Here is an 11,765-nt window from a genome sequence, read left to right as displayed (position 1 = left end):
ATCGGCAAGACATGACCGAGTGGCCAACCATACACCTTACCCAGGCCCGTCAGGTTGCGGCTCTGATGGACCAGAAAACCGCGTTGCCCGCACCGGAAGTAACGGTCCGCGCACGCTTTGAGGAATTGAAGCGGGACAATCCCTCGCAGGCGCTTAATTTCCTGGTTCATGCCCTCCCGCGCCTGGAAGCCATCTACTGGGCAGCAGGCACCATCATGGCGGCCAGCCAGTCCTCGCCGCCGCCGACCGGCGACCAGCAGGCGACGCGCGAAGCCATCAGGAGTTGGCTGGAGCAGCAGGACGAGCGCACGCGCCGCCTGGCTTATGATCGCGCCCAGGCAATTGCCCGCGACTTGCCGGAGCGCAGCCTGGCCGGAGCCATATTCTATTCAGGAGGCTCGATCGCGCCGGCCGATGCCGCGCCGATCCTGCCCATACCGGGTCTTGCCAATCGCCTGGCCGCAACAGCAGTGCTCCAGGCCGCGTATCTCGGCGGCGATGCGCAAGCCTTCATCGCAAGTGCGCTCCATGAGGCGGAAGCCGTGGCCAAGCATGGCACCCGACCGAAAACAGAGGGGCCGGAAAACGAGAGCCCGAGAACCGACGGGCGCGGCGCCGCATGATTCTGCGTCTCAGCATCCTGAATGCAGGCAGCGCCACGCTCGACAATGGCACTCCGGTGGAGTTCTGTCTGGACCGGCGCGGCGCACTGATCGGTCGCTCGCCCAGTTGCGACTGGAGCCTGCCCGATGCCCGCAACCACATCTCCTCGCGCCACTGCGAAATTCGCTTTCAGGACGCTCGTTATGTCCTGAGCGACATCAGCATGAACGGCACGTTCCTCAACGATCGCCCTGATCGGCTAATTCAGCCGCAAGCGCTGAATGATGGCGACCTGCTGACCATCGGTCACTACCGGATAAGAGTGGGGCTGTCCCAAGGGTTCGCCGCTCCGCTTGCCGGAGCAGGCACCGGGACGACATCCCACGCAGGCGGTCATGACGCAGGCCATTCCCCTGCTCCCGCGCCCGCGCCGAGCGGATGGGACGCCTGGGGCGCACCGACACCGCCTTCTCCGCCATTCTCCTCCGGCCTTTCAGAGCCTCCTTTGCCGTCAGCTCCCGCTCCGGCCAGCAACTGGGGTGCCCCGTCGGAGAACCCCGGTGCAGGGTGGGAACCCGCGCCGTCTCCATCGCTGGGCTGGGGGGCGCCGCCCGCGTTCGCCGGTTCACCAAGCAATGCATCGCATGGCCAGTCCGACGCATGGGGCAGCGTACCGGTAGCGCCACCGGCCTCCGGCAACGACGGCTGGGCTCCTGCGATCGGTACCGGTTCGGGTTCAGCGATGCCGGTATCTTCTGCCTGGGCGAGCGCCGAAGCTCCGCAGCAATCGGCATCGGGCTGGTCCAGCGCTGCTCCGGACCGCCCCCCGGCCCCAGCCCCGGACGACATCTGGGGACGCCTGGCCGAGGGAAATGTCGTGGATTGGGCACGGGGCGGCTTTGGCCAGCCTATCGACGAGCAGCCTGATCCCCTGGGTCTCAATCCCCAGCCGAAAGACGTACTGGGCGTAGCGCCTGCCAATCCCTTCGACCGCAGCACTCCTTGGTCGGATGTTCCCCCTCGCCCCGCCGGCGCGCCGATATCGGACATCCACTTCGCGATGCCCCCCGCACAGGGCAATGCTCCTCTTCCTGCCGACAGCGCCCGCGCCGCGCCGCAAGCGCCGGTTCCGCCTGCCACCCCTGCACCAGATGCCCTGCTGGAAGCATTCCTGCGCGCAGCCGGCGTAGAAACCAGCGTGACCCAGCGCAATCCGGCCCTTCTGGAACGCGCTGGCAAGATGTTTCACCGACTCGTGGCCGGGCTCGTGGTCATGGTCGAGGCACGGGCACGGGCGAAGTCGCAGATGGGGGCGCAATCGACCGCATTCGAAGTGGACGGCAACAACCCAATCAAGTTTTCCCGCACGCCCGAGGATGCGATCACGGCATTGCTGAATCCGCCTGCGCGCGGATTCCTGGATGCGGGACCAGCCATCGAAGAGGCCTTCTTCGATCTTCAGTCACACCAGCTTGCAACTCTGCGTGCCATGCAGGGCGCGCTGCGCACCACGCTCGACCGTTTCTCGCCGGGGGCTATCCGCAAGCGTGCCGAAAGCCGCGGATTGCTAGCCCGAATTCTACCCACCGCACGCGATGCCGCCTTGTGGCAGGCTTATGAAAAGGAATTTGGCGGCGTCGCGCAAGGGTCCGATGAGGCCTTCATGGACATGTTCGCGAAGGAATTCCGCCGTGCCTACGAGGAACAACTCCGAGAGCGTACACCGCACCGCTGAACAGGCTATTCGCGCACTTCGTCCACGGTTTTGAACCAGACCATCTGCGCCTGCCAGCCACGATCAGCAGCCTCGGAGACGAACCGCGTGGTCCACTCCGGGCCGCGCTGGCCGATGGGCGGGGCGATCACGTCTTTTTCGAAAGGCCCTTTCCCCGTCAGCAGCAGCACACCCGACCAACCCGCGTGGTTGACATCGAGCTGCATCTGATATCGGTCATTCCCCTGATCGGTCACAATACGGGTTTCACGGGCCAGCTTCCGCAATGCCTCCCGCCCCAGGACGCCGGTGCCCGGCCCCGAGAACTCCGGCGAAATCACTCCCGAAGGTTCCAGGCCGATCACGGCGAAGTCGGCCTTCGGGTCGCCTATCGCCAGTTGCAGAACAACATTGGCGGCGCGCTCGCCAGGATAACCCGTTTGCGCCGGATCGTCGGGCTGCATACGCATCTCGAACTTGCGCTGCGGCACTTTGAGTTGCCGCGAATCCGGGGCGCGTATCTGGCGATAGGTGTCCAGCGCAGCGCAGCCCGACTGGGTAATCTGCGCGACGTCGCTGAAATCGATGTTCGCTTCCCGAATGCCGTGCTGGGCAAGCGCCTGCGAGATCTCATTCTGTGCAGCCGCCGGATTGCCCGCGACACCGGCCAGTGCGATATCGGGACCTTCCTTGCCCGGCTTGATATCAACGATCTGAAGCCAGGTGCAGCCCACCGAAGGCAGCACGGAATCGATGGCCGATCGCGCCTGCTGATTCGGGTCGCCCGGACCCTGCCCTGCTGGCGGCTGCGGTACGGCCGCGGGATCGGCGGGACGCAAGGCAATCCACAATCCGCTTGCTGCCAGCAGGACGAGCGCGAGCCCGGCACCGCCCAACTTGAGCCATCGCAGGCCGGAGGCTCGCGGCGCGACCATCGGTGTCGGCGGATTCAGTTGTGCTTCGATCCGCTCGATCCGCGTGAGGACGTCCGTCATCGACCGGAGCCGCTGCGCGGGATCGGGCTCGAGCATGGCCGTCAGTAGCGGCTTCAGGGGCTCGGCCAGGCCTGTCAGGTCCGGTACAAGCCTACGCTTGTTGACGGCATCAACCAGGGAGCCGCCCATGGCCACTTCTCGGCCCTGGGCAATCGCGAGAGCGACCAGGCCCAAGCTGTAGACATCGGTCCAGGGACCGATTTCACGGCCGAAATCCCCAAGCTGCTCGGGTGCGACATAATTGAGCTTTCCGGCAAAACCGTCACCGACGATCGTGGCGCTGCCAGAATCCATCTCCTTGGCGATGCCGAAGTCGATGATCTTGGCCTTCGAGAGCAAGCTGCCTTCCAGTAGGACGTTGTCAGGTGCGATATCGCGGTGGATCGCACCTACCCGGTGCGCCGCGTCCAGCCCTTTTGCGAGCCTGCGTACCAACGCGAGCAGTTCGCCGGCATCCGGCTTGAGGCGTCCCAGTTCTGCGGAAAGATTCGTCCCGTCGATATATTCCGTGACGATGTAGAGCACCCCAAGCTGGGGTTCCTGCGCCAGTACGCGGTACTGCACAAGAGCGTCGTGCCGCAGTCCGGTCAGCGTGCGGGCCTCCTTGCGGAACATCTGCGTCACGTTGGGATCGGCAGCGAGCGCCGGCAGGATCACCTTGATCGCGACACGTTCGCCGCTGGTGACGTTAACGCCTTCGAACACTTCCCCCATGCCGCCGCGCGCGATGAACCGCCGCACCTCGAACATATGGTTGAGTACGTCACCGGCCTGTAGCGTGACCTGCCCCTGACGCGGCGCAAAGGTAGTAGGCGCCGGGCTGTTAGTCCCTCCCGGCGGAAAACCGGTGGCGCCGTCGGAGATCGGTATGAACACGGTCCTGGGGTCTTCGGAATCGTCCGGTTTATCCGTCATGGCTGCGCCCCCCGCGCCGCTTGTGGAAGTGCCAGACGGGTGGCCTCGCTCGCCCCCACGATCACGGCTGTGACGTTATCGGGAGCCTGCCTCTCCAGTGTCAGATCGATCAGCCGGTCGAGCGCCGCCCGGTGTCCCTCCCGCGTAAGGATCGCCGCAATTTCCTCGTCCGTGACACGGCCCGTCAGCCCGTCGCTGCACAGGAGAAAGACGTCACCGGGTTGCGCTTCATCGGTAATGACATCCACCGCAAGGCCGGCCTGCGCGCCCACGGCGCGCGCCAGCACATGCGCCATCGGGTGCCCTGCAGCCTCGTCCAGCGTGATCAAGCCGCGCTCGACCATGGCCTGCACCTGGCTGTGGTCGCTGGTCAATCGATGCAGTACTCCGCCGCGCAGCAGATAGCCCCGACTGTCTCCTACCCAGAACAGCGCGAAATGCGCACCGCTGACATGCAGGACCACTGCAGTGGAGCCCATTTGCCCCCCCAGCTTGCCCGCTTCCTCGAAAATTTCGGCATTGGCACCGTGGATGGCATCGGCAAGCGCCGCGCAATCAGCATTGAAGTCGTGGCAGAGCGTGACTTCGGTGAGCGCGCGAATGACGACGGCCGAGGCCCATTCGCCTTTCTCGTGGCCGCCCATACCGTCGGCGATCGCCCAGATCGAGCGCTCGGACGAGACCCAGTAGCTGTCTTCGTTGTTCGTTCGCACGCATCCGACATGCGTGGCCCCGAAACTTTCGAGGCGAAGCTGCGACGTCATGAATTCTCCTCAGGTTGCAGCATCAACGACAGAAGCCGTTCGGGCCGGAGCCCCTCAATCGCCCCCGGCGAGAACCCCTCACCGCCATCGGACCACCACCCCGGGACCGTCCCGCGAGCCGGGCCCAGCGACGCCCGGATACTGAATGCGGCAGCCTGCCCTGCCAGCCGATCCGCGTCCCAACCACCGGCGAAACCCTGATGCAACATTTCCTCGCACCATCTGGCAGCGGCCTCCCCAGCCGTTCCATCGATACCAAGGAGCGCGAGGTAGACGGGATAACGGCGACCCGCACGGTCGATCGAGGGCGCCAGCACGCCGGCATGGCCCGCGGGCCCTTCACTGTGCTGGAAAAACCAGGGAGGAGCGCGATCATAGAGATCGTCGAAAGCGCCTTCGAACAGTTTGCGCGCGGTATCCAGTTCGGCCGAGAGCCAACTATCGAGCGCATCGCGCTCGCCCGCCGCAAGTCCGCGCGACACAAAATCACCATGGCTGGGCAACTTCCCGAAGAGCTGCACGACCGGCTTGCGATCCATCATTACAGCGTCACCGGACAGCGGAAAGACCAGAGATCACCGCGACTGAAAGGATTGCGCTGACTTGGCAACTCAATCGCAAGCGTAGCGCTGAGGGTGCCTTCGCCGAAGCGTGCGCGGATCGTCCGCACACCCGCATTTTCCTTTGTCGCCGTGCCCATCAGCCGGAACAGCGCCCAGGGGCCTTCCGCATCGAAACGGCGGACTTCCTGGCCCTCTGGACCGTAAAGCACGACTTCGGCATGCGGCACCCCGCCGGACAGCGACCAGAGCAACGGGCGCGGCTGGTTCTGCGCCGCATCGAAACGATAGCTCGCTCCACCGTTGGCCACTGCAACGGCGCTGACACCGCTGCCCAGCGTTGCCACCGACACCCGGATCGTCAGGCCCTCGGCCAACATGTCGCGGATCTGCGCCGCCTTGGCGAATTGCTCGGGACTGCCGGGATCGAGAGTCCGTGCCAAGGGGTCATCGTCGCGCCAGCGCCAGATCGGCCCACTGGTGTCGATCAGCGGGCTCAACCGCTGCTGGACAAAGGTATCAAGCTGACCGCCCATCCCAAATACACGCAAGACGTTCGCTGCCGAGGCATCCGTGGCGGCTCCGAAAAAAGGGAAGCGCTCCTTGGCAGCCTCCTGGCACAAGGGAAGCACGCTTTGGATATAGGCATCGGCGACTGCGCCTTTGGCCGCGCTGACTTGCGCCGCAGCGCCGCCTCCCGCCGCCGATTTCATGAAGCCCTGAAGCTGCGGCGGTGCGCCGGCCGCCGCAGCCTGTACCGATGCCATTGCCGCAGCCATCTGCGCCTGGGTAGCATCGGCACCGCCTCCGCCGCCGATTGAGCGCGCCGCGATCACCGCCTGGCCCGCTTCCTTGAGAGCGGCCACGAATTCGTCGACTGGCGCCGGGTTCTTGCCGTCGCCGACATAGTCGTGAAGCGGACTGAAATAGTTCGCGATCTCCGCACCGGCGTCCAGCCCGGTAGCGCGCCCTGCGGTAGCATCGCCGGCATAGCGCCCGAGACCCGAACGGTTGAGCCGTTCCTGCACCAGCCGCTTGCCAACTGCCTGGGCGCCGCCATCGAAGATCGTGTTTTTACGCAGTTCGAGCAACACCCGCTTGATCGGCGACGGGCTCTTCGTCACCGCCCCGAACGCGGCGGGATCGCGGAAGTAATCGCCCGGCTGCATTGCCGCGATAACGCCTTCCCAAGCGGCGATATAGTCCTTGGCATAGAGACCGGCGATACCTGGACGGATACCGCTCATTTCCTCGCGAACGCCGCCGGTATCGGCATCCCCGCCCAGCACCCAAAGATCGCGCTTCAAATCCTGCTGCACAGTGGCAAGGCCCACCGCATAGCTCTTCTCGAAGCCTTCACGGGTGAAGAAATAGGGCACCCGCACGGAGAGTATCTGATCGCTGTTCGCAAAGGCAGAGGCATCGCCTTGTGATAGGACGGCCGATGCCTGCCAATCGCCGCCGCCGCTTGCCGCCTTCTGCTTCATTACCGCATAAGCGCGGTCCGCCAGCGAGAGCGTACCGATGGCGCTGCGAGCCGCCGCGACGAGTTCGCCGTTTAGCGGCGGCTTGCGATCGGGCCAGACTCCGGCAAGATCTCTGTCCTCCAGCAGAGCGTCGAGATGCTCTGCCAGACGCTTGCGTTCCGATGCGCTGTCCGGCCCGGGAAAGACCTCACTCGACCAATCAGCGGTAACCCAGCGGTGCACCGCCTGCGCGTCCATTGGCCCCTGCTGGCCAAGCATCAGATAGACCTTGAGCGGTTCGTAGAGCGCCATGGCGTCGTCGCCGTTCGCGGCCATGAACTGCTCCAGCCGCAGCATCAGACGCGGCAGCATCACCCGGCGCAGGGCTTCGCGATAGCTTTCCTCGGCCTGACGGCTTAGGCTGTCCTGATAGAGACCGAAGGTCATGAGCAGCGGCGGACCGCCAGCCCGGCTCTCCGCGTAACCACGCGGAAGCTTGCGCAGACTGTCGAGCGCAGGAAGTGCCGCGCGCAAGTCTCCATCGCTTTCGCGAACCTGCTTGAGGTCGATCCCGGCATCCCGCAACTGGCCGCGCGCCATTTCGGTTTGGGCCAGCATTTCGGACTGGAGCATGCGATTGCGCGCAAAGCTCACCCCCCAGAGCGACAGAACCACGAGGACGGCAACTCCCATTGCCGACAGGCCGCCGATCAGGCGTGCGCGCTGGCGCAGCCGTGCCGCCGGATCGTGCGAGACCAGCCCCGCCTCGGGGAAAACCACTTCACCGAGCAAGCGATTGAGAAAGTAAGCCCGACCGGAAGCACCGCCATGGGAAGGCTGCGCAGGGCGGTCGTAGATATCCGCCATGCCCGACAGAATGCGGTCGAGCGGCGCACCTTGCTGGACACCGCTGGTGAAATAGAATCCGCGCAGCCGGGCCGGCGATTCCTCGCCCGCCGTGAATGCACCGTCGAGAAAACGGGCGACGCGCGAGCGCAGCGACCCGAACTGCGCCGGAAACCCGAGCAGGAGCGCGCGGCGCAAGGGGTCGACTTCTTCGAACAACCGCTTGGCCTGACGGTCCGCCACCGCCTGCGCCGCGCCGTCGAAAGCCTTCACGACCGCTTCCGCGCTAGGGCGGCCCTCCTGCCAGGCGAAGCTGTGGCCCAGCACGGCGCGACGCCCTTCAACATCGAGATCATCGAAATATTCGGTGAACCCGGCGATCAGGTCCGACTTGGTAAACAGGATATAGACCGGCGCCGACACTTCGAGCGTCTGGCGCAGCTCCGTCAGCCGGCGGCGTACCGCCGCAGCATGGGTATCGATCCGGGCACAGTCGGCCGCCAGCAGCTCGTCCACCCCGATCGCAACGATGATACCGTTGATCGGCTGGCGCGGGCGATGCCTGCGCAACAGGGCGAGAATCGAGATCCAGCCACGCCGATCAACCTGATACTCAGAATCCTGAGTGGTGTACCGTCCGGCGGTATCGACCATGACGGCTTCGTCGGCGAACCAGAAATCGAGATTGCGCGTGCCGCCGACACCCTTAACCGCACTGTCGCTGAACGGAAACCGCAGGCCCGAATTCAACAGGGCCGTGGTTTTTCCCGCGCCCGGCGGGCCGATGATGACATACCAGGGCCGCGTGTAGAGATAGTCGCGTCGCTTGCCCGAGGCGCCCTTGAGCTGCGCCAGGGCATCTCTCATGCGCTGACTCAGGGCGCGATCTTCCTCGTCCTCGGCGGAGGGCGCGAGTTCCTCGCCCAGCGCCCGTGCAGCCTTCCGCGCCTTCAGCCGGCGCAGATACGCGAACAGACCCCAGACCGTCCCCACCCCCAGCACGCAGATCAGCCGCACCCACCAGGGACGCAGAAATCCGACGAACAGCGGCAGCCCCACGGCCAGCAGCAGCGCCACGACGAGCGCGCAGGCGATTGTGACGAACCACCAGTTCTTCAACAGACGCATCCGATGCTCTCCGGTCAATATCGGCGAGGCACGATGATCTCGACGCGCCTGTTACGGGATTTGCCTGATGCGGTGGCATTCGAGGCGATCGGCACGGTCTCTCCCATGCCCTTGGCGCTCACCCGGCTGGGGTCGCTGAGCGTGCCGCGCACGATGGCGGCAACAGTCTCGGCCCGCGCCTGCGAAAGCGCCATATTATCCGGGAAGCTGAGATTGGCGACGCGATCGCTGTCGGCATGGCCCTCGACCAGGACATTGCCCTTTTCATTCTCGATTGCCTCGCCGATGCGGCGGAAAAGGGTTTCGCGTCCGGCTTCGAGTTGATCGGATCCAGAACGGAACAGTTGCCCCACGCTCGTGCGGACGCGGACGGTTTGCGCATCTTCCTCAACCGTGACCAGGCCTTCGCGGATTTCGGGTTCGAGGAAACGGCGCAGTTCGGAGGCCTGGGCACTACTCCCCGTCGGAACATCGGCGGCAGGCCTGGAAAGCGTCAGGCGATCCTCCGGCACCAACCCGAGCAAGGCCGTTGACGGTGCTTCACCGCCGGACATCAGGATCAGCCGCAGCACAATGTAGGCGAGCAGCAGGAAGCCTGCTGCGGCAGCACCTGCCAGGGCGAACAGATTCCACGCCCCGATCCGCCGCAGCGGCGCATTCTCTCCGCGCCATTGCGGCGACAGTTCGAGCATCGACAGCGAGCGGACGTGCTGGAGACTGCCGTGCAGCTTTGCCATGATCTCGTGAAGCCGCCGCTTGCCGTCCGGCATCACGCGGAACCGCCCTTCGAAACCCGCCGCAAGACAGGCATGATAGAGCTCGATGATATCGAGGTTGTCGGCGGGCGAGCGCAGCATGTCATCGGTAAGCTGCCAGAAACGGTCGCCGCCGATGTTCTCCTGGAAGAACTGTACGACCATCGACCGTCGTGCCCATTCCGCGCCGTCAGTGCCGATATTGGGCAGGTTCTGCGCTATGTCGTCGACCGTCGCGCAAACCGCGTACTTGGCGCGCTGCCGCACTTCCTCCCGGTAATGCGGCGCGATCGCACGGTCGAAGGCGGAGATGATTTGCGTCGCCTCGCGGTGGAACTGCGGCATCGGCGCCCGGACTCGGCCCGAGCGGATACCTGCCGCGAGAGCGAGCACGGGCGCCGCCTCGGCCAGCATGAGGTTGCGCACGCTGCGCGGTGTTGCCGGGCCGGGCACGTCGTCCTCGGCCAGCCTCGAAGGAGCAAGCCCGGCCCCGGAAGGCGGCATTCCCGCGCGCGACAGCGGCGGCGGGGTGCCGTAACCGTGATCGACCGGAGGCGGCGCCGACCGGTCGCTCCCACCCCGCAGCCCTTGCAGCGGCGAGGGACGGAACACCGTCCGATTGCCGCCCTGGTCGTTTTCGTTGCTGCTCATCGGCCGCTTTTCTTGACGCACCAGAGTTCGAGATTGAGCTGCGGCCAATCTCCCGCGACATGAAGGCCAAGCGCAGGCGCGGTCAGTATATCTCGCCAGTCGGCCGCGCCGCGGTCCAGCTCGAAATAGACGAAACCGGGCAGCACGCGTATCTGCGGCGGCGGCGTCGGCGTATGCCGCAAGGGCACACCCGGCAGCGCGCTGTCCACAATCTGGCGCATCTTCTGGATTGCCCCGATCTTGGCGACCGACGGGAACAGCCCGCGAATTTCCTCAAGCGGGGAGGCGGCCGCCACGGCAAGATAGAAATAGCCGTGCTGGTAGAGCGAATGGTCCGTGATCTTCGAAACGTACGCGCCCGGCCCGGCGTTCTCCAGCGGCAGTTGCACCGCCGAACGGTCGAACACGGCAGCCAGCATCGACTGAAGCAGGTCTATGACCGGATCGAAGCAGGTTTGCGGATTTTCGTGATCGTAGCGCGGCAATGGCGGCGGCTTGCGTTCGGGCCGGACCATAGTCGCGATTTCGCCTGCCATTGCGATCAGCGTTTCGTAGAGCCGCTCGGGGTGCAACATCGGCAGCCGCTCGGCATGCTGGAGCACCGGGAGCCAGCGATTAAGCGCCTGAAGCAGGAGGAAGCTGGCGAAGGTTTCCGCGCCGCCGTCGGTAGCTTCCACCGCGCGCAGGGCGAGTTCCTCGGCGCGCTGCTCGACCCTGCCGAGAATGTCGGTGACCGCGCCGCGCAGCCGGATTGAAGCATCCTTGTCGAGCGTGGGCGGAATGAAACGATCGTCGAACATGAGGCGGCGATTGTGCACTTCGCGTACGCGCGCGATGCCAAGCGTGACGCGGCCGTAAATCTGGTCCCGCGTGACGCCAAAGCGCAAGTTGGGCCGGCCGAAATCGACGGGCTCGGTGGTGCGATTGTCGGAAAACCTATCAGCCGTCTCGCGCTCGTCGACAAGGAAGCGGGCATCCAGTGTCGGATTCTCCGCATCGCGAAATTCCGTGGCGCCGCTCTGCTGTGCCGGCAAGGTAAGATGGATCACCGCATCGCGGACTTCACCCGGCACATCGAGCGGTTCGGGCGGTGGCATATCGTCGGGAATGGCGAAAGGCGTGCCGTCGGGAAGAATACCCGCCGCGCGCACGACGCCAAACTTGCCAAGAGAGGCGAGATCCTCGTCGACCACGATTTCGGTGAAACCCCACGGCCAGGGAGAGACGCTGCCTACGCGTGCGCGCACCAGTGATTCAATGAAGCGGTCCTGGGCCTGGAAGTGCTGGGGGCGAAGAAACATGCCCTCCCGCCAGGCAACCCGGTTATTTCCACCCATCTGGCTTCAAGCCTCCCTTGACGCGGTCACG

At 65.2% G+C, this 11,765-nt stretch carries 8 protein-coding genes; 2 read left to right on the top strand and 6 right to left on the bottom strand.

The window, feature by feature from the left end; genetic code table 11:
• The first annotated feature begins 11 nt into the window (after positions 1 to 11).
• Together V7066_RS21065 and tagH are read left to right on the top strand one after the other, a co-directional pair.
• Complete coding sequence (locus V7066_RS21065) at positions 12 to 623, top strand: DUF6931 family protein (protein ID WP_334184949.1); 612 nt, start codon at positions 12 to 14, stop codon at positions 621 to 623.
• Positions 620 to 2,338 (top strand): type VI secretion system-associated FHA domain protein TagH, encoded by a 1,719-nt coding sequence (tagH, locus tag V7066_RS21060; protein ID WP_334184948.1) that lies wholly within the window; start codon positions 620 to 622, stop codon positions 2,336 to 2,338. The genes V7066_RS21065 and tagH overlap by 4 nt, the downstream gene beginning before the upstream one ends.
• A gap of 5 nt (positions 2,339 to 2,343) precedes the next feature.
• On the opposite strand, the gene V7066_RS21055 is transcribed toward tagH, so the two are convergent.
• The 6 genes from V7066_RS21055 to tssK are packed head-to-tail and all read right to left on the bottom strand — an operon-like array spanning position 2,344 to position 11,698.
• Entirely contained in the window at positions 2,344 to 4,227 is a 1,884-nt protein-coding gene (locus V7066_RS21055) for a serine/threonine protein kinase (RefSeq protein WP_334184947.1), read from the bottom strand.
• On the bottom strand, positions 4,224 to 4,991 hold the full coding sequence (locus V7066_RS21050) for a PP2C family protein-serine/threonine phosphatase (protein WP_334184946.1): 768 nt from the start codon (positions 4,989 to 4,991) through the stop codon (positions 4,224 to 4,226). The genes V7066_RS21055 and V7066_RS21050 overlap by 4 nt, the downstream gene beginning before the upstream one ends.
• A complete protein-coding gene (tagF, locus tag V7066_RS21045; protein ID WP_334184945.1) occupies positions 4,988 to 5,533 on the bottom strand; it encodes a type VI secretion system-associated protein TagF in 546 nt (181 codons plus the stop codon). The genes V7066_RS21050 and tagF overlap by 4 nt, the downstream gene beginning before the upstream one ends.
• On the bottom strand, positions 5,533 to 8,991 hold the full coding sequence (gene tssM / locus V7066_RS21040) for a type VI secretion system membrane subunit TssM (protein WP_334184944.1): 3,459 nt from the start codon (positions 8,989 to 8,991) through the stop codon (positions 5,533 to 5,535). Before tssM ends, tagF begins: the two co-directional genes overlap by 1 nt.
• Positions 8,992 to 9,005: 14 nt before the next feature.
• Complete coding sequence (gene icmH / locus V7066_RS21035) at positions 9,006 to 10,397, bottom strand: type IVB secretion system protein IcmH/DotU (RefSeq protein WP_334184943.1); 1,392 nt, start codon at positions 10,395 to 10,397, stop codon at positions 9,006 to 9,008.
• Positions 10,394 to 11,698, bottom strand: a complete 1,305-nt coding sequence (gene tssK / locus V7066_RS21030; RefSeq protein ID WP_334184942.1) for a type VI secretion system baseplate subunit TssK — start codon at positions 11,696 to 11,698, stop codon at positions 10,394 to 10,396. The genes icmH and tssK overlap by 4 nt, the downstream gene beginning before the upstream one ends.
• Positions 11,699 to 11,765: the final 67 nt, after the last annotated feature.

Origin of the sequence: Novosphingobium sp., assembly GCF_036820275.1 — a bacterium.
GTDB lineage: Bacteria > Pseudomonadota > Alphaproteobacteria > Sphingomonadales > Sphingomonadaceae > Novosphingobium.
The sequence above is the reverse complement of the archived record's forward strand: the minus strand, read 5'-3'. Positions and strand labels throughout refer to the sequence as shown.

Coding starts and splice junctions, on each gene's coding strand:
- V7066_RS21065 (WP_334184949.1), top strand. CDS start 12: ATGACCGAGTGGCCAACCATACACCTTACCCAGGCCCGTCAGGTTGCG.
- tagH (WP_334184948.1), top strand. CDS start 620: ATGATTCTGCGTCTCAGCATCCTGAATGCAGGCAGCGCCACGCTCGAC.
- V7066_RS21055 (WP_334184947.1), bottom strand. CDS start 4,227: ATGACGGATAAACCGGACGATTCCGAAGACCCCAGGACCGTGTTCATA.
- V7066_RS21050 (WP_334184946.1), bottom strand. CDS start 4,991: ATGACGTCGCAGCTTCGCCTCGAAAGTTTCGGGGCCACGCATGTCGGA.
- tagF (WP_334184945.1), bottom strand. CDS start 5,533: ATGATGGATCGCAAGCCGGTCGTGCAGCTCTTCGGGAAGTTGCCCAGC.
- tssM (WP_334184944.1), bottom strand. CDS start 8,991: ATGCGTCTGTTGAAGAACTGGTGGTTCGTCACAATCGCCTGCGCGCTC.
- icmH (WP_334184943.1), bottom strand. CDS start 10,397: ATGAGCAGCAACGAAAACGACCAGGGCGGCAATCGGACGGTGTTCCGT.
- tssK (WP_334184942.1), bottom strand. CDS start 11,698: ATGTTTCTTCGCCCCCAGCACTTCCAGGCCCAGGACCGCTTCATTGAA.